At 50.2% G+C, this 18,281-nt stretch carries 21 protein-coding genes; 16 read left to right on the top strand and 5 right to left on the bottom strand.

Translation table 11 applies throughout. From position 1 onward, the window contains the following. Positions 1-165 precede the first annotated feature (165 nt). Positions 166-825, bottom strand: coding sequence for a recombinase family protein (locus H8S52_RS02085; protein WP_007571976.1), 660 nt, complete (start codon positions 823-825; stop codon positions 166-168). Positions 826-1,014: 189 nt separating this feature from the next. Between H8S52_RS02085 and H8S52_RS02080 the strand changes: the two genes are divergently transcribed. Continuing rightward, complete coding sequence (locus H8S52_RS02080) at positions 1,015-1,284, top strand: hypothetical protein (RefSeq protein WP_225719305.1); 270 nt, start codon at positions 1,015-1,017, stop codon at positions 1,282-1,284. 11 nt (positions 1,285-1,295) lie between these two features. On the opposite strand, the gene H8S52_RS02075 is transcribed toward H8S52_RS02080, so the two are convergent. From H8S52_RS02075 to H8S52_RS02065, 3 genes are all read right to left on the bottom strand, one after another. Then, positions 1,296-1,715 (bottom strand): DUF4405 domain-containing protein, encoded by a 420-nt coding sequence (locus tag H8S52_RS02075; protein WP_007571980.1) that lies wholly within the window; start codon positions 1,713-1,715, stop codon positions 1,296-1,298. 79 nt (positions 1,716-1,794) lie between these two features. Further along, a complete protein-coding gene (locus H8S52_RS02070) occupies positions 1,795-2,349 on the bottom strand; it encodes a Crp/Fnr family transcriptional regulator (RefSeq protein ID WP_007571982.1) in 555 nt (184 codons plus the stop codon). A 56-nt stretch (positions 2,350-2,405) separates the two neighbouring features. Continuing rightward, on the bottom strand, positions 2,406-3,215 hold the full coding sequence (locus H8S52_RS02065) for a KilA-N domain-containing protein (protein ID WP_007571983.1): 810 nt from the start codon (positions 3,213-3,215) through the stop codon (positions 2,406-2,408). A gap of 250 nt (positions 3,216-3,465) precedes the next feature. On the opposite strand from H8S52_RS02065, the gene H8S52_RS02060 reads away from it, so the two are divergent. From H8S52_RS02060 to H8S52_RS02035, 6 genes are all read left to right on the top strand, one after another. Next, positions 3,466-4,077: a TetR/AcrR family transcriptional regulator gene (locus tag H8S52_RS02060; RefSeq protein WP_007571984.1), complete on the top strand. Its 612-nt coding sequence runs from the start codon at positions 3,466-3,468 to the stop codon at positions 4,075-4,077. A 132-nt stretch (positions 4,078-4,209) separates the two neighbouring features. After that, the gene (locus tag H8S52_RS02055; protein ID WP_007571986.1) at positions 4,210-5,064 is read left to right on the top strand and encodes a class I SAM-dependent methyltransferase; all 855 of its coding nucleotides are present in this window, start codon (positions 4,210-4,212) and stop codon (positions 5,062-5,064) included. Further along, positions 5,061-5,762, top strand: a complete 702-nt coding sequence (locus H8S52_RS02050; RefSeq protein WP_007571988.1) for an L-2-amino-thiazoline-4-carboxylic acid hydrolase — start codon at positions 5,061-5,063, stop codon at positions 5,760-5,762. Before H8S52_RS02055 ends, H8S52_RS02050 begins: the two co-directional genes overlap by 4 nt. A 24-nt stretch (positions 5,763-5,786) precedes the next feature. Beyond that, entirely contained in the window at positions 5,787-7,592 is a 1,806-nt protein-coding gene (locus H8S52_RS02045) for an ABC transporter ATP-binding protein (RefSeq protein WP_007571990.1), read from the top strand. 10 nt (positions 7,593-7,602) lie between these two features. Next, positions 7,603-8,223 carry a class I SAM-dependent methyltransferase gene (locus tag H8S52_RS02040; protein ID WP_007571993.1) on the top strand — a complete coding sequence of 207 codons (621 nt, stop codon included), beginning with the start codon at positions 7,603-7,605 and terminating at the stop codon, positions 8,221-8,223. A gap of 12 nt (positions 8,224-8,235) precedes the next feature. Then, positions 8,236-9,966 (top strand): ABC transporter ATP-binding protein, encoded by a 1,731-nt coding sequence (locus H8S52_RS02035; RefSeq protein ID WP_007571994.1) that lies wholly within the window; start codon positions 8,236-8,238, stop codon positions 9,964-9,966. Between the two features lie 297 nt (positions 9,967-10,263). Here H8S52_RS02035 and H8S52_RS02030 read toward each other — a convergent pair whose 3' ends face one another. Further along, entirely contained in the window at positions 10,264-10,512 is a 249-nt protein-coding gene (locus tag H8S52_RS02030; RefSeq protein ID WP_007571995.1) for a hypothetical protein, read from the bottom strand. Positions 10,513-10,593: 81 nt separating this feature from the next. On the opposite strand from H8S52_RS02030, the gene H8S52_RS02025 reads away from it, so the two are divergent. From H8S52_RS02025 to H8S52_RS01985, 9 genes are all read left to right on the top strand, one after another. Next, positions 10,594-11,175 (top strand): hypothetical protein, encoded by a 582-nt coding sequence (locus H8S52_RS02025; RefSeq protein ID WP_007571996.1) that lies wholly within the window; start codon positions 10,594-10,596, stop codon positions 11,173-11,175. A gap of 15 nt (positions 11,176-11,190) precedes the next feature. Then, positions 11,191-11,892: a hypothetical protein gene (locus tag H8S52_RS02020; protein ID WP_225719306.1), complete on the top strand. Its 702-nt coding sequence runs from the start codon at positions 11,191-11,193 to the stop codon at positions 11,890-11,892. Between the two features lie 765 nt (positions 11,893-12,657). Then, on the top strand, positions 12,658-13,572 hold the full coding sequence (locus H8S52_RS02015) for a hypothetical protein (RefSeq protein ID WP_007572000.1): 915 nt from the start codon (positions 12,658-12,660) through the stop codon (positions 13,570-13,572). Between the two features lie 456 nt (positions 13,573-14,028). Further along, the gene (locus tag H8S52_RS02010; protein ID WP_008654991.1) at positions 14,029-14,517 is read left to right on the top strand and encodes a GNAT family N-acetyltransferase; all 489 of its coding nucleotides are present in this window, start codon (positions 14,029-14,031) and stop codon (positions 14,515-14,517) included. 503 nt (positions 14,518-15,020) lie between these two features. Then, positions 15,021-15,506 (top strand): hypothetical protein, encoded by a 486-nt coding sequence (locus H8S52_RS02005; RefSeq protein WP_008654997.1) that lies wholly within the window; start codon positions 15,021-15,023, stop codon positions 15,504-15,506. 17 nt (positions 15,507-15,523) lie between these two features. Further along, positions 15,524-15,949, top strand: a complete 426-nt coding sequence (locus H8S52_RS02000) for a PcfK-like family protein (protein ID WP_008654998.1) — start codon at positions 15,524-15,526, stop codon at positions 15,947-15,949. Between the two features lie 2 nt (positions 15,950-15,951). Next, a complete protein-coding gene (locus tag H8S52_RS01995; protein WP_008654999.1) occupies positions 15,952-17,217 on the top strand; it encodes a PcfJ domain-containing protein in 1,266 nt (421 codons plus the stop codon). Positions 17,218-17,733: 516 nt separating this feature from the next. Then, the gene (locus H8S52_RS01990; protein WP_008655002.1) at positions 17,734-18,087 is read left to right on the top strand and encodes a hypothetical protein; all 354 of its coding nucleotides are present in this window, start codon (positions 17,734-17,736) and stop codon (positions 18,085-18,087) included. Beyond that, positions 18,084-18,278: a hypothetical protein gene (locus tag H8S52_RS01985; RefSeq protein WP_008655004.1), complete on the top strand. Its 195-nt coding sequence runs from the start codon at positions 18,084-18,086 to the stop codon at positions 18,276-18,278. The genes H8S52_RS01990 and H8S52_RS01985 overlap by 4 nt, the downstream gene beginning before the upstream one ends. Positions 18,279-18,281: the final 3 nt, after the last annotated feature.

Raw genomic sequence — 18,281 nt, 5'->3', positions numbered from 1 at the left:
GTTGGTTTAATCGTTCGTTAAAAAGACTATCGGAAAAAAGGTCGTATTATTCGGACACTCCGGGAAAATTTGTCCTACTCAAAGAACTGAAACGCAATTTTTTGCAGATTTTTTTTGTGGATAATTCGTGTTTTTGTAATTTTGTGGCTGAAAACGAACGTAAAATCATACCCTCCGTTTTTGCAACTCCCCTTTCCGTCTTATCTCTTTCTCTTTCATGGCCTTATCTATTTCCTTATAGCGGCTACGGAATTTCATGAATGTATCCCGCGAAATGTCGAAACGCCTGCATATATCGGCAATCGTACAGTTCCGCTTCAACATGCCAACGATGACCTTTCGGTTTTCGATCAGCACGTTCATTTTCGTGTAGCTGCCTTTTTTCCGACCAAGGACGACACCCTCGGCTTTCCGGAGGGCGAGAGCCTCCTTCGTGCGCATCGAAATCAGGTTGCGTTCAATTTCCGCTACCAGACCGAACGCGAAACAAAGTACCTTGCTGTTGATGGAGTTGTCGAACGAATACCCCTCCTTGGTTGTGTAAAGGTTGATTCCCTTCTCCAGACACTTGCCCATGATGGCCATGAGGTCCGTCAGCGTGCGGCTTAGCCGCGAAACTTCCGTGACAATCAGCGTGTCGCCCCGTTTCATGCGCCGTATCAGTCCCCCTAATTTGCGGTCGCACCCCTTCTTCTTGCCGCTGGCGACCTCCGTCACCCACTGGCTGACGGAAAGATTTCTACTGTCGGCGAAACGCCGGATCTCGTCTTGTTGGTTAGCCGGGTTCTGTTTGCCCGTGCTGACCCTTAAATAACCTATTATCATAATCCTTAATTATTTTACGGGAGCGACATTGCCCCCGTCCGGTATAAATAAGGCATGATGGTTCGAAATGAAAGGATTCTGTACATAATTGTATGCGTAACATTTTATTCTTCAACTATTTTAATGTCTTTTCGGAATCTCGTCGGGAAAAACTGGCACGTATGTTTTCTCCGGACAGGCCGTAAGCTCGTGAAAAACATAAACCGTTACGGAGGAAATGCCTCATTCGTGGAACTGCATGAAGTCGGTGCCTATGACAACAGCCATTCTCTGATGCCGGATTTGAAGGGGCAACGAATGGACCGGATGCCCCAAATGGTTGGACGAGCAATGCTGAAATCGAATGATATGCCGAAAAATAAAGAAAAATGCGGTCTTCTCGACAGTAAGCAAGAAGCCGCATTTGTAATAAGTACCCCGATTTCTGTAAGAACGCTTTGTCCGGAAGTTGTCCGTTGAATAGGTTGTGCTTATTTCAATGATTTGCGTAGCAACGGAAGGCGTTTCAGTATATGGCCGATAGAAAGGACAGTTGTAACGATTCCTGCCCAAAAATGACATTGCCCGACCGGGGAACCTGCTCCTTCTATGCCTAACAGGGCAAATCCGGTCAGAACCACGGACAGGAACAGGACCGACAGTACCGCCGTGACCTTGCTTTTCCGGCCTATTCCGTTCTTGGCAGTTCCCTTGTACCAGCCCCAATGCGTCGCTATATGAAATATGGAGGCCATGAGGAACAGCAGGCTCGTCAGGACATGGAAAACTGCCCAATTATGCCATACCTCGTGATTGCCTTCATAGTCGGCCACATGCAATTCGATTCCGGAGTATGCGGACAGGACAAACACGGGAATCAGGCTCCAGTCTATTATAAAAATCTTTTTCATCTGTCTTTCGGTTTTAATAGATGCGGCAAAGTTCGCATCTTCGACTGGAACCGGACGATAACAAATGTAAAGAAATGAACTATCGCCTGTTTCTGATCCTCGACAGGGAAACAGAAGTAATCCCCAAATAGGAGGCAATATAATGCTGGGGAATCCGCTGTATGATAGAGGGGTGTTCTTTCAGCAGTTCTTCATACCGTTGTTGGGGGGTGTTCTTTATGCGGGAAAGGAAGAGCCGCTGATAAACATGGAAGCGTTCGATGATTTTTTCCTCATATATCTGCCGTAGCGCGGGCTTCTGTCCGAGGTTTCTGAAAAAATCTTCCCGCTTCATAACCGACAGTTCTGCCGGCTCTATGCTTTCCAGGGAAAAAAGGCTCGGTGTCCGTTGATACAGGCTGTCGAATGACGCGACGAAATCCCCTTCGAAAAAGAACTGGAAAGTGATGTCCCGTCCTTCGTTGTTGAAAAACAGGCGCAGGCAACCTTTCCGGATCAGGTACATTCTGTCGGCTACCTTGCCTTCTTCCAACAATATCGTTTTAGGAGGAACGGATAATTCGGTTATCTCCGGAAGCGATAGAAAATAGGCGTTTTTATCAGAGTTCATTGTCATTTCATCTTTATTCGTCATGGTTTGATAGTGTATTGTTCATCACGTACTCGGCACAAATTCTGATAGAGACTCATCTACTTTAATAACTTGCGTTCGCTGCCGCCAGTTCCCAATATTCTCATCTGTTGAATGGCTATCTGATTGAGTTTAATCAACCGCTCACCCTGCGGAATACCTTGGTCTATAAATACTGCATTGAGGTTTTCCATATTTGAGAGGCAAATAAGCTCATTGATTGTGGCATAGTCCCGGATATTCCCTTTCAGTTCGGGGTGTTGCTCACGCCACATCTTGGCGGTCATACCGAACATCGCCACATTCAGCATATCGGCTTCATCGGCATAGATAATACTGGCTTGTTTGGCGGTTACCTCTGCCGGGATAAGGTTCTGTTTTATGGCATCGGTATGTATGCGGTAGTTGATTTTCGACAGTTCCCGTTTGGCTGACCAACCGAGTTGCTGTTGTTCCTCGGTCTTTAATCGTTGGAACTCCTTTATAATATACAGTTCAAATTCAACGGAAATCCAGCTTGCAAACTTAAATGCTATATCCTTGTGAGCGTAAGTGCCGCCGTAGCGTCCCGATTTGGAGAGTATGCCTATTGCGTTTGTCGTACTTATCCATTTTGTCGGTGATAAGGTAAAGGCGTTCAGCCCGGCTTCCTTTTTAAACCCCTCGAATTCGAGGGGTTTAAAACTCGGGTTGTACAAACTCTCCCAAATACCCAGATATTCTATTGTATTCCGGTTACGCAGCCAGTTCCCGATAACCGCAGTCGGGTCATCGCTTTTGTATCTTGCTATGTCTGTCAGGCTGATATAATCATTCTCGTTGACTGATATAATTGTGACACTTGTGTCTTTTACTGTAATCTTTGCCATTTTATATTTGATTCTTTGGGTTTTATGTACAAAAGTAATTATAATCTATGAGACTTTCTCCTTTTCAATGAACAATATGACTTTTCCTTTCGGATATAGACAAGGATATAGACAAGGTATTTCGCTACCTCCGGTAATACCTGCTTTTCCCTTATTTCAATCATGTAAAATCACCATAAATAGGTATTGTCCAGTAAATTCAAACCCCGTACTTTTGCAAAAATATAAACGGAAACATCGTTCATTATTTATGCAGGTACTCAAAGAAGACATACGCGGCCGCATATTGGCAGTCGCCGAACAGCGATTCGGGCAGCAGGGGTATTCCAAGACCTCCATGCGCGAGATTGCCGGAGCCGTCGGTGTCGGTGTGGGGAACATATATAATTATTTCCGGAACAAGGACGAATTGTTCTGTGAAGTGGTCCGTCCCGTCCTGCACGCTATGGAAGCCATGTTGCAGGAGCATCACGGCATACGCGGCGAGGACGTGATGACGATGCGTTCCGAAAAATACCTGAAAGCCTGTATCGACGAATACGTTTCGCTCATCGAAACGCATCGCAGCCTGCTGGAGATCCTGTTGTTCCGTGCCCAAGGCTCTTCGCTGGAACATTTTCGCGAAAGCTACACCGACCGTTCGACCGGGCTGGTCAAGGCATGGTTCGCCGCCATGAAGAAGAAGTACCCGAATATAAATACGGCTGTGTCCGATTTTATCATTCACCTGCATACGGTGTGGATGTTCACGCTGTTCGAGGAGCTGTTGATGCACGCGGTGCCCAAACAGGAAATGGAATCCATTCTGCATGACTATATTCTGTTTGAAATTCAAGGTTGGAGGGCCATTATCAAGGTATGACAGATAGAAAAGACACATACGGACAAGCTGCCGTAACGGGGCAGCGGGAAAAGAGGAAATCTTCACAAAGGTTTCCTCTTTTTTTATTCGTGAACAAATCTGAATATCGTTCATTAATAAATATCATAACAAATGAAACAGAGACATAAATTCGAGAGCATTGTCGCCGAGACATTGCTCATTCCGCTCTATTACAGGGCGAAAGAGAGCCGCCGAAAGAACCCGATTCTGAACGACAAGGTTGCGGAGGGGCTGGTGGACAGTCTGGAATACGACTACTCCCGTTTCGACGGGGCGAAGTTGAGCGAGGTCGGCTGCGTCGTGCGCGGGTGGTTTTTCGACCGTGCCGTGCGCCGCTTCATAGGGAAGCACGCCGATGCGGTGGTGGTGAATGTGGGCTGTGGTCTGGACACCCGTTTCCAGCGTATCGGCGACGGGAAGGCCGTATTCTACGACATGGACCTGCCGGAAGTCATCGCGCTGCGCCGCGAGCTGATTCCGGAGCAGCCGGGCAACCCCTACATTGCGGCCTCCCTGCTGGATGCCGGCTGGCTGGACGACCTGCGTCGCCGGCATCCCGATGCGCATTTCATCTTCGTGGTCGAAGGCGTGCTGATGTATTTCTATGAAAAGCAGGTAAAAACATTTCTGCACCATGTGGCCGAGCGTTTCGGGGGCGGCGAACTGTGGTTCGACGTCTGCGGTACGATGATGAGCCGTCACGGAGTGAAACCCGATTCGCTCCGTGAACACGAGGCGCAAATCCGCTCCGGTCTGAGCGACGGGCGTCTGGTAGAACAATGGGAACCCCGCCTACGCCTTTTGGAACAGGCCAATTACATGAAGTTTTTCCGTCCGCGCTGGGGCTTCTTCTTCGGGCAAATATTGGGACGGATGACGCGGCTGTGCTACAAGTTCAGTTCGATGTTGGGATATGAAATCGTATCGAATTCCCGTGACACGGCGGCAATTCTCCATGAAAGATGAAAGAGACGACGATTGAACCTTATCTCCCAATGTTGGAACGGTTCGAAGAATTTTTCAGGGAAGAACTGGCATCCCGTTTGTCGGTCGAATCCGTTGATTCCGTGATGGAAGCGGCTGTCGAGAATTTTCATCGTATCTCCGCAATCATTCCGGATGTCCCGCCGACATCACCATGGGTGAAAAACATTATCGGTATAGCCTATGAGATCGGTCTGTGGCAAGAACTGTCGGCCAGAGGATGGAGTCCGGCAGAACTTTCCATTGTTACGCAGAAAGCATTGAAAAAGCTCACGTTGTCGAGTATCCCTTCTGAAAAAATTTCGGAAATACGCGAAATGTTGTGTTCGCCCGACTATGTGCGTCGCATCGCTTCCGCTTCGCATGTTTCCACAGAGGACGATTGGCTGTTCGATTGCGTGTTGCCGAATGCGGACGATACGTTCGATGTCGGTATGGACATTGCCCGGTGCCCGGTCGCCGAACTCTGTTCCCGTATTGGCGTCGAGTGCTTTTTTCCCTATTTCTGCGTGAATGATTATATCACACACGATGTACTCGGTATCCGGCTGACACGGACCCGCACATTGGCACACGGTGCTTCGTGCTGCGATTTCCGGCTGACAAAAGAGCGGGGAGCGGCTGACGGGGCTGTTGTAATCCGGCCGGAAGATTTACAGGAATTTACCAACAACGGATAGAGAGAATCGGATAAAATTCAATATATGGAAACAAAAGAAAAGAAGAAAGAAGGTCTGTCCCGCCTGTTCGAGATCGCGGGGCAGAAGAAAGGGCTGCTTTTTCTGGCGGGTCTGCTGTCGGCAGGCAGCGCCGTGTGTATGCTCGTACCCTATTGGGCGGTGTACGAGGTGTTGAAAGAGCTGCTGACGCACGGTACAAGCCCGGCTTCGGTGGACGAAGCCGGCATGATTCGTTGGGGCTGGATCGCCTTCTGCGGGCTTATCGGCGGACTGGTGCTGCTGTACGCCGCCCTGATGTCCTCGCACGTGGCTGCATTCCGCATTCTGTACGGATTGCGTGTCCGGCTGTCCGAGCATATCGGCAAGCTGTCGCTGGGTTATCTCAACAACACCTCTACCGGAGCCATCAAGAAGACGATGGAGCAGAACATCGAGAAAATCGAGGGATTCATCGCCCACACGATTCCCGATTTGGTGAACGTAGTGGCGACGGTCGTGGTGATGCTCGTCATCTTTTTCTCGCTGGATACATGGCTGACGGCGGTCTGTCTGGCCGTGGTGCTGTTGAGCTTCGCCCTGCAATTCTCCAATTTCATGGGGAAGAAGGCACGGGAGTTCATGAGTATTTACTATGATGCGCAGGAAAAGATGAGCGCCTCCGCCGTGCAGTACGTCAGGGGAATGCCCGTGGTGAAGATATTCGGACAGAGCGTCCGCTCGTTCCGGCAGTTCAACGCCGAGATACAGGCTTACAAGACGTTCGCCCTGAAATGCTGCGACACCTACCAGAACGGGATGATCGCGTTCACCGTCCTGCTGGGTTCGATGGTGACGTTCATTCTTCCCGTGGGTATCCTGCTGATACAAGGGAATCCGCAGTCGCTCGCATTGGCCGCCGTATGGCTGTTTTTCATCATCATGGGACCGGGTGTGGCTTCGCCCATCTACAAACTGACGTTCCTGGGCGGAAACACCAAGGAGATCGACGAAGGCGTGGCGCGTATCGACCGCATTCTGGAGAAAAAGCCCGTTCCCGAACCGGAACACCCCGAAGTGCCGCAGTCGTATGAGGTGGAGTTCCGCCACGTGTCATTCTCCTACGAAAATACGGAACAGGGCACACGTACCGAGGCGCTGCGCGATGTTTGCTTCACGGCGCCGCAAGGCCGGATTACGGCGCTCGTGGGGCCTTCGGGAAGCGGCAAGTCCACCGTCGCGAACCTGATTCCCCGTTTCTGGGACGTGGAGCAGGGCGAGATTCTCATCGGTGGCGTGAACATCAAGAACATCGCTACGACGCAGTTGATGGATACCGTTTCATTCGTCTTTCAGGATACGTTCCTGTTCTACGACACGCTGTACGAGAACATCGCCGTCGGTTCCCCCGCCGCAACGAAAGAAACGGTCGTGGCGGCGGCCAAAGCCGCCCAGTGCCACGAGTTCATCGAGCGGCTGCCGCAAGGCTACGAGACGAGAATAGGCGACGAGGGCGTGTATCTGTCGGGCGGCGAGGCGCAGCGGGTATGCGTGGCCCGCGCCATTCTGAAGAATGCGCCGATACTGGTACTGGACGAAGCCACGGCCTTCGCCGATCCGGAGAACGAATACAAGATGCAGCAGGCCCTTCAATCCCTGATAAAAGGCAAGACCGTGATTATTATCGCCCACCGGCTGTCGTCCATCGTCTCGGCGGACAACATCGTGGTCTTGCAGCAGGGACGGATCGTACAGCAGGGCCAGCACGACGACTTATCCGTCGCCGAGGGGCTCTACAAGAACATGTGGGATGCCTATACGAGCGCTTATCATTGGAAGTTGAACAAAAATTGAATACGGAGATATGAAAAAGAATAGTTTCTTGAACGATATTTTACAGAATACGAGTTGTCCGCAGGGATTCTGGGGACGGATGATTTTGCGGGGAATGAACTGTTTCCACGCTTCGCTGGCCCATCGCGGCATGAAACAGGTGGACTGGCGGCCGGAATGGAATGTGCTGGACATCGGATGCGGGGGCGGCGCCAACGTGAAGCGTCTGCTGAAGCTGTGTCCGCAGGGAAAAGTTTACGGCATGGACCTGTCGGAGGAGAGCGTCGCCTTCGCCCGCAGGCACAATGCGGGAGAACTGGACCGCCGATGTTTCATACAGCAGGGCGATGTCTGCTCCCTGCCTTACGGGGACGGGGCCTTCGATGCCGTTACGGCCTTCGAGACCGTCTATTTCTGGTCTTCCGTCAGCAAGGCGCTGGCCGAAGTCTTCCGCGTGATCCGGAAAGGGGGCTGCTTTCTCATCAGTCTGGAAGCGAGCGACCCCGAACTCGGAAAGGCGTGGACGGAGCGGATAAAGGGAATGACGGTGTACGGAGCCGAAGAACTGAAACAGTTGCTGTCCCAAGCCGGCTTTTCCGACATCCGGGTAATTCAGAAAAAAGAAGAACTGCATATCGTCGCACATAAATGAAAGGAGTGGAACATGAATGCGATTAAAAACATTACGATAGGCCATACGGAACGTCTTTACAAGCCCGTGGGCTATACCATGCTCGCCAATCTGGTCAACATCATACCTTTCTGCCTCTCCATCGAGGCGGTGCGCATCATCTTCGCCGCGTTCGACGGCAGCGGACGACCGCTCGACACGGCAAGACTGTGGTGCATTTTCGGCATATTGGCTGTCTATATGCTGGTGATGGCTTTGGCCGAACGGGCCTCCTACCGGGCCAATTTCAGAGGAGCCTACGAAATGAGTGCGTCGGGGCGCATTGCACTGGCGGAACATCTGCGGAAACTCTCTCTCGGATTTCTTTCCCGGCGCGACCCCGGCGATCTTTCGTCCATGCTCGTTACCGATTTCACGATGGCCGAGACGGGCATTTCCCACCATTTGCCCCAACTGATGGGAGCCGTCGTCATGCCCGTGCTGGCATTCCTCTCGCTGGTATGGATCGACTGGCGGATGGCCGTTGCCATGTTCGCCGCACTGCCGGTCGCCTTGCTTGTCCTATGGATGAGCACGAGTGTGCAGAAAAAGTTGAGCGGCAGGCAGATACAAGCCAAAATCAATGCCGGGAACCGCTTGGAGGAATACTTGCAGGGCATTCGCGTGATGAAAGCCTACAACCTGCTGGGCGACCGCTTTGTCCGCCTGCGCGATGCTTTTGCGGAACTGCGCCGTGCCTGTATCCGTCAGGAAGCCATGCTGGGGCCTTTCGTGCTGCTGAGCATTACATTGGTGCGGGCCGGACTGACCCTGATGGTGCTGTGCGGAACCTACCTGCTGTTGGGAGGCGAACTCTCGCTGCTCGTCTTCGTGCTGTTCCTCGTGGTCGGCTCGCGCGTGTTCGACCCGCTGACTTCGGCGCTGACCAACTTTGCGGAGTTCCGCTACTTCTCCATTGCCGGAGGGCGTATTCTCACGCTGATGAACGAGCCGGAGATGGAAGGCGAACGGCAGGCGCCGGCCACCGGCGACATCCGGTTCGAGCATGTGTCGTTCGCCTATCAGGACAAGAAGGTGCTTCAGGACGTTTCCATCGCGTTTCCGAGAAACACGCTGACGGCTCTCGTCGGTCCTTCGGGGAGCGGGAAAAGTACGGTGATGAAACTTTGCGCCCGATTCTACGACCCGCAGCAGGGGCGTGTCCTTTTCGATGGCGTTCCGATGAAAGATATAGAACCTGAAAGTCTGATGAGCCGCATCTCGATGGTGTTCCAGGACGTCTATCTGTTTCAGGACACGATACGCGACAATATCCGTTTCGGAAAGCCCGGTGCGACGGACGAGGAGATCATCGCGGCAGCCGAGAAAGCCTGCTGCCACGATTTCATCATGCGCCTGCCGCAGGGATACGACACGATGGTGGGTGAGGGCGGTTGCACGCTGTCCGGCGGCGAGAAACAGCGCATATCCATCGCCCGCGCCATCTTGAAGGATGCGCCGATTATCCTGCTGGACGAGGCGACCGCATCGCTCGACCCGGAAAACGAGGTGGAGGTGCAGAAAGCCATCGACACGCTTATCAAGGGACGCACCGTCATCGTCATCGCCCACAAGCTTAAGACGATCATGAATGCGGACCGGATCGTCGTTCTGGAAGACGGACGGGTAAAAGAACAAGGCACGCACGACGAACTGATGCGGCACGAGGGGCTTTATGCCCGTCTGTGGACGATTCAAGAGAAGTCCGCAGGCTGGACCGTATAGAATAACGGGAAGCCCGGATAATAGGACTTTCACGAAAAGCCGGAAAGAAGGCAAGCCCCTCTTTTCGGCTTTTCCTTATTTTATCGGCATTGTCGTAAATCAGTACGACGGCATAGTTACTGTTTCTGACTGCTGAACGATGCTGCGTTATTCATTGTTCGCTGGACCTTTCGGTTATGGCAGAGACAAGACGGCTACCCGGCCTCGTGTCCGGAAACACCTTATTATAATTATACCGAAAAATTTCCTTTTCAAGTCCATATTCTATACCCGTTATATCCCGTTCACCTCTCCTTTTTATTTATTCTCGTTCTTATCGCTCCCTGCCGCACTCCCTTGTCGGTGTGATTTTCCCATGCGAAGGTACAGCGTCATTCGGTCGTCAAGTACCGCTCCGCTAACCGGCTCGCGGATTTGCCCGGCAGCCTTCCCAAATCGAAGATGACCTTTCGGTCCCCGCCGTGCTGCGCTGTCGGGTTGGGTATTCCGTTCAATCCCCGGCGGTTTCCTTGCCTTTTCCTCATTTTCCCGCTGTCTGGCCTGCATGTAAAATCTATCCCGATAAGGAAGCCGGAACAGCTTCCGAAAAAAGGGAAGAAAAAGTTTAACGAATAAAAATTAACGATTATGCCAAACTGGTGTTCAACAGCGTATGTGATAGAGGGCGACGCGCAGGAAATCAAAAGCCTCTATGAGTTGATGAAAGATTTGCAGGACAGAAAAACGCCTGCCGTGAAAAACGGCTTCGGGACATCATGGCTGGGGTGTCTTGTGGATGCCTTGGGCAAGGACTGGGACAAGGTGAGTTGTCGGGGAGATTGGGCAAACCTCGAAATGGTGGGCGAAACCCTCCGCTTTACGACGGAGACGGCATGGGGGCCATGCAACGAGACATTCGACCTCGTGTGCGAGAAATTCCCATCGCTCCGTTATTATTACCAGACCGAAGAGCCGGGAATGGGCTTCTACGAGACCAACGACAGCGAAGGCAAGTATTTTACCGACAAATACATAGTCGATTTATGTACTGCCAAAGGCAAATACTTCTGCGAATATTTTGCCGACAGGGAGAGCCTGTTTGCGTGGCTTGGCGAGGTCGCAGGAAAAACCGTCCGCTCGGAACAGGATGCCAAGGCTCTGTTTGAAGAATGGGCGCAGGAAAACCCCGATTCTTGCTGCAGTATCAATGAATATGTGGTCGTGGATTAAATCGGACAGACAGCCATGAGAACCTATCATTGGAAAGAGTACGGCTTTATCGGGACTGTACCCGACTTCGCCCGGCATTTCGGGATATGCAAAAGCCCGACTTTCGTCAATGCGGTGCGGAGAGTGTCCCGACACGTTTATAACTGCATGAACGCACGGGAACAGGCGGAATATGAAGAGAAGCGGGAGCGGGTGAAACCCGCTTACCGCCTCTATCTGGACGAGGAACGCACACGTTTCATCGAAATGACGAAAGAGGAGTACGAAGCTGTCGGCCTGCCCGTGGTGCAGGAAGAGGTCGGCATGTTCAAACTGTCTTACAGGAACAGAAGCCTGCCCGCATCGTTTGTCGGAAACGGTCGGGACGAAAGCCCCGTGGCTTCGGCCATGAAAAAATATCGGGCAGAAGCCATGCGTTTCGCCGGACAGGTCATGCTGGCTACGGGTTATTTCAATACCCGTCTGCCGACCGAACAGCCCAAAACCGAGATAAACTATACGGAATTGCGATTGTCGTACAGCAACGGTATCGTGTTCTATTTTGTCGCTGACCGTAGCCGTGACGGAGTATGCGGCTGTTACCTGCAACGGATAACGCTCGACGGCAAGCAGATATATAACGGCTGTTTTAGCCGATATTCCAGCGTCGATGACGTTTTGCAAAAGACACAATCGAACGGAGAATGCCAAAATGCCCATTACCATTTTATAGAGTAGACGATAAGCCCTCTCGGACAGTAAAAGTTCGAGAGGACTTTCTCTGTACGCCGTTTCCACGGAACGACCTCCTTTTTTAGCCAATGTTCCGGCTTTTTTATACAGTCCGGCTTCTTCCCCTTTTACTCCACTATCGTATCTCCTTCTTTCCCTTATCTCGTTTCCGCCACTTTCTCGCCGGTTGGATTTTCCCATGCAAAGGTACAGCGGTCGTCCGGTGTCAAGTACCGCCATGCTAACCGCTCGTGGATTTGCCCGGCAGCCTTCCCAAATCGAAGATGTCCTTTCAGTTCCCTCCTTGCTGCGCCTGTCGGGTTGGGTATTCCGTGAAATCCCCGGCTGTTTGCTTGCCTTCCCGTCCTTTCCCCGCTGTCTGATCTGCATGTAAAATCTCTCCCGGCAAGGAAAGCTGAAAAGCTTCCGAGAGGAGGGAAATAAATAACTCGGAGTTTAATTTAACTTTTATGTATTATGCACGCAAATGGTAATCAAATTATGGAAGGGAAAGTTCTGGACGAACAGGTTAAGATAAGAATTTTTGAGGCATTCCGGCAGTCATGTTTTTTGTTTGATGAAACAAGCGGTCAATGCGCCTATATGGGGTCGGTTCGTAAATGCGATGGGAAGTGTCGCCTAATGCTACGCTTTAAGCAGAATCTGGATAAATTGTTTTGTTGAAAAGGAATTGCAGCCATTGGCTGAACCTTATCGACAAGTTCAATATAGCGGATAGAAAGATATATTAATTTTTAATCTTGACAAGATATGAGTATAATATGTACACGATGTGGCGGTACGCAGGTAGTATGCGAAGCCACAGTAAACCCCAACACCAAAGTGATAACGGAAATTTCCGACGATTCTTTGCAATTCGGCCGGTGCGAAACCTGTAAGGCACGAAGCGTCCTGACGGATGTAGAGAAGACAAAGGCCGCCATCAAGAGCGGATTTGCCGGATTTGTCGAGGCGAACGGCAGGAAGCCCCATTATGCAAGTTGTCGGATAGTATGGAAGTACACCAACGATTCCGAAGACGTAAAAATCCGGCTGCTGGAAAGCGGTGAAAGTATTGGAAACGACATGTTCTTCTCCTGCAACAGCCTCCATGCCCTCGAATCTCTGGCGGAGTTCGGAAAAGAACCGTTCATCGTAACGGAATGTTACGGGTTCAAGACCTTAACAGAAGAGGAAATCTCCGATGAAAAAGCGTATGAATACGAGTTCGGAGACGAGAAAATCGTTGTTACAGGTAAAGAAGTACGTGCATTTTACTCGGAAGTATACAGGCTGACGGCACAGGACATCGAACAGTTTGCAGCCTATAATACGGCAAAACGCATGTATTACCGGAAAAATGATTGCCAGCTTACCCCGGAGCTTGTCCGACGGTTGCTCGATGAAGAACATTTGATGAAAGCAGGTGAATCCGACAGTTTCACGATTCAGTTGTTCTTCCTGTGGCATGTGCGGATTCGGAAAGAACCTGAAAATTTTGCACCGTTCAAATACGCTTTGGAAGCCTGTTGCTTGGATAACGTACAGACTTTCAGCCGCCGATACATCACGCTCGAAAAAGCATTGCTTCATTGCCTGAACGGTTTCAATGAAAACGCTAATATTCAAAACCGCTACCAATCCCTGCAAGACTATCTTCTGGGACAGGCGCACGGCAAACGCTGATAAATAGCCTCATGCGGCACAAGCCTCCGAACCTGCAAAGCCGGTTTCGGGGGCTTTATTCCGCAAGGTCGTCTCTCCAGTTATATGCCATACCCGGCATGTCACAAGAAATTCCTTTTTAAGCGGACGTCCACCTGTTATAACCCTTATACCCCATTTCCATTCCTTTCTACCTCCCGATAGCGTTTCCCGTTTTTGCTCCTGACGTTACCCGACAAATCAAGGCAAGACACACGACACCCTATGCAGCTGCAAAGGAACGTCGGAGGAGTTAAACTCTTTTATATCACATTCCTGTGAATCTTAATAAAAAAAGTCGTTCATGGCACCTTGTGGAATTGATTTTTATATATTTGCTTCTGAAAAAAACATACTGGAAACAGTGCCGGATAGTATGTGAAGAACAGAAACTTTTGGGAAAATAATATGTAAATACAAAATTATAAAAACAAAAAAATGATTAGAGTTGCCACGATAAAGGATGCTTCAAGACTTGCGGAAATACAGATTTTCTCTAAAAGAAAAGCCTTTCGCCCTATTTTTCAAAACGATGATGTTTCCTTTAATGAAATGTCGGTATTGCGTCTTGCATTATATTATCAGGATGTTATAGGAGCTTTGGACGATATATATGTTTTTGATGACGGGATTGTAAAGGGGATGATGAAACTGGATTGTAAAAACAGTATATGGGAATTGAAAGAGTTGTATGTAGATCCGTTCTTTCAAGGAGAAGGTGTTGGGACAAAACTTATGCGCCATTTCCTTACAACAGCAAAAAGTCACGATGTAAAAGAGGTTTACCTGTGGGTGTTGGAAGAAAATTTTGCAGCAAGAAAATTTTATGAGAGCCACGGGTATGTCTATACAGGAAATAAAAAAGAGTTTTCCGATTCAGGAAAATATCTGTTGAATTATGCATTACGATTAAAAGCCACCTTATAATCCGGCTCGCGTTCCGAAAATTCCGCTTTGCCGGGCACGTGAAGTCCCTTGGACGGTCAAAAGGTTCAGGGGGCTTTTTTTGTCAATCGCCCTCACAGGCAGATTTTCTTTTTTAGCCGTTATTCCCACTTCTATATACAATCGGGCTTCTTCCTCTTTTATTCCGGTTATCCCATTCTTTCCCTGATCTCGCCCCCGTTGCCTCCTCGCCGGTTGGATTTTCTCATGCAAAGGTACAGCGGTCGTCCGGCGTCAAGCACCACTATGCTAACGGCTCGCGGATTTGCCCGGCAGCCTTCCGCAAATCGAAGATGGCCTTTCAGCCCCCGCCTCGTACCTCGACGGGTTGGGTATTCCGTGAAATTCTCCGGCCGTTTGCTTGCCTTTCCGTCCTTTCCCCGCTGTCTGGCTTGCATGTAAAATCTCTCCCGCCAAGGAAGCCGAAAGGCTCCGAAAGCAGGGAGAAGAAAAAAGCAAGTTCAACAAATTAAAAATTTAAAGTTATGCACAGCAAGATTTTTCAAATTACCGAAACACGGGTGAGCAAGGACAACTACCTGAACGAGGACACCCTCACGCAGGGCGACGATAGTTTCTTCGACTATTGTGCGGAGATTGACGATGAGGAACGCCAGTTCCATATCGACAACTTGGTAAACAACATTCTGCCCAAAGGCATGTTCGAGCTTGTTTCCGACGATACCATACGCTACAAAGGCGGTGCGGAACGATGGAGAGAAGATTTCATCGCAGACATTCGAAGCAGGGCGGAAGCCCTTACCCCCGAAAGCGTGCAGGACTGGATTGGCCCGGTCTATCAACTCGAAAAGTTCCTGAAAAACCCGCTCGATACCGCTTACTGGTTCTACATGGACGAGGAGGGGCTGCAATCCAACGCCGAGCAATCCTACGAGTTCCTGCGGCAGGCATGTGAATTTAAACCCGGTACGCTGCTTTACATCGGCGGTGTCATCGACTATCATTTTTAACCTCAAAACGCTGAACGATGAAAGGTACGGAACATTTCAAACGGACTATCAAGGAATACTTGGACGGCAAGGCACGGACGGACGAACTTTTCGCCGTCTCCTATGCCAAAGAAAACAAAAACTTGGACGATTGTATCACATTCATTCTCAATCAAGTCAAGGCAAGCGGCTGTTGCGGAATGACCGACGACGAGGTGTGGTCGCTCGCCATTCATTACTATGATGAGGACAACATCGACGTGGGCAAACCTATCAGTTGTGGCGTCGTGGTCAATCACAAGGTGGAGCTGACCGAAGAAGAAAAGGCGCAAGCCCGAAAAGACGCGCTGAAAGCCTATCAGGAGGAAGAAATGCGCAAGATACAGCAACGCCACAGCAGGCCGAAGCCGACCGCCAAAGCTGTACAGAATACCCAAACGGAACTCTCACTCTTCGATTTCTGACCATGAAAGCACGGACAAAATTTCAGCATCAGGTAGTAGCCGCCAACGGGCGGTTGCTGCCTATCACGGAGAAACAGGCAGAATGGGCGTTCCGGCATACCGTCGGACATTACGCTTTTCGTACACCGAGCGGACAAACGACCTGCCTCGATTGCGGTCATAGGTGGAACGAGACAAAGGCGAAGCGTTGCCATTGCCCGAACTGCCACGCCAAACTGACGCTCAAAGACACGCTTTGCCGCAAGACAGATGAGAAAAGCTATTTTTCTGTCATCACCACGCAGGACGGATTTCAGGTGCAGCGGATTTTCAGAATGAATGTCTGTTACCGCAAAGGCAAGAACGCATGGACAGACGTGTGCGAAGTGGCGAGATACTGGTTGGACGAGAACGGGAAAACCGCTTTGACAGCCTTGCAACGGACAATGGGGTGTTATTTGGACAGCTTTCTGTACGGGTCGGGATTGGAACTGCGGAACGACAATTACGTGTACCAACGCATAGCCGACTGTTATGTCTGTCCGGGCTACACGGTTATCCCGAAGTTACGGCGCAACGGGCTGAAAGGGTCGTTTGCCGACATCGCCCCGCAAAAGCTGATGAAAGCCCTGCTATCGGACAGCCGAGTGGAGACAATACTTAAAAGTGGACGCAAACGAGACCTCAAGCACTTCATCGACCACCCGCAGGATTTGGATTTCTGTTGGCCGTCCTACAAAATCGTGTTACGCCAGAAGTATCGGATAACGGACATTGGAATATGGGTGGATTATCTCCGTATGCTCGACAGATGCGGCAAGGACTTGCACAACGCCCACTATGTTTGCCCCGCCGATTTGAAAGCCGAGCATGACAAGTATCAGAACAAGGTGCGTATTCTCCAAGAGCAGGAAAAACGCAAGGAGCAGATGAAACGGGCGAGGGAAAACGAGGCACGTTTTAGGGAGTTGAAAGGCAAGTTCTTCGGTCTGGAGTTCACGGACGGAACGATAGTCGTCCGTGTACTGGATAGCGTGGAAGCCTACTACGACGAGGGTAATGCGTTGCACCACTGCGTGGGACAGTGCGAATATTACCTCAAACCGGATACGCTGGTATTCTCCGCACGGATAGAGGACAAGAGGGTCGAGACCGTAGAATTGAGCCTCGAAACATTCAAGGTGCTGCAGTCGAGAGGACTGTGTAATAAAAATACGAAATATCACAAGCGGATTATGAACCTCGTGCATAAGAACATCGCCCTTATCCGAAAGCGCATGGCCGCCTGATACCGGCTGCGGAAGTTATATCGGGCAACCACCTGCCAATCGGGACAGGTGGTTGTTCATATTCCCGATAAAGGCCATGTCGAACATTCTGTTATACAGACAATTCTTTTTCCATTCCCTTACATTTTGTCCGATGGACAATCGTTCGACGTTTTTTTTGCCCTTTATACCCCAGACACATACTGCCGTCGTTTCCTGTTGTAACGGCCGGAGATCTTTGCCTCCATTCCCTTTGTATGCTTGGGCGTATCATTTCATGGAATCTCCACTATCGCCACGGCCTGTTTTTACGCAGCAAAGGTACGGCGAACGAACAGCGTGTCAAGTACCGCTTCGCTACTCCGGATAAAATTTGACGCAAACTTTCCGCAATCGCAGATTGCGGCATTTCATAAAATTTTAACCTCCGTTCCTTGCCTGCTGTTCTTGCTTTCGCCGTTGGGAATTGCACGTAAAAATCAACCCTTTGGGCGAAGTCGGAAGGCTTCAAGAAAAGGGAAATAAAAAAACAGAACAATGACAGCAATAGAACAGATTATCGCCATAGCTGAACAATTAGGCTGGCAAGTTAAAACCGATACCGACAAACCGAACCTCGTGGTGTTCGATTTTCAGCAATACACACCTCACGGGCAGGATTTCAGTTTCTCGGTTGAGATGAAAGGCAATGACACCGACAGCTTGTTACAGGAAGTTGAAACATATTACGAAGACTTCGACCCCGACTATGAAGCCTACCTGTGGATTGGTACGGACGGGCATGGCAAGAACGGCGCACCTTACCGAATCAAAGACATCGTGAGCGATATGGAGCAGGCGGAAGCCATGATAGAAAAACTTTATGAAACATTAAAAACAACCATGCAATGAGAACGAAAACCCTCTACACACGAGACGCCGAAAAGGCAGGAATAAGCCGTTTCCCAAACTTTCACCGCACGGGGAACATAACCGGCATGAAGCAGCTTTACTACGGAAAAAACGCCCTATTGGTACGTTGCGGGAGTCAGATTTACAACGTATCGAGCGAACCCGAAATTTACTACAACATGGCTCATTAAATG

Origin of the sequence: Bacteroides sp. NSJ-48 (assembly GCF_014287405.1) — a bacterium.
Lineage (GTDB): Bacteria > Bacteroidota > Bacteroidia > Bacteroidales > Bacteroidaceae > Bacteroides > Bacteroides stercoris.
Note: the sequence above shows the minus strand (reverse complement) of the source record. Positions and strands in the feature narration are given on the sequence as shown.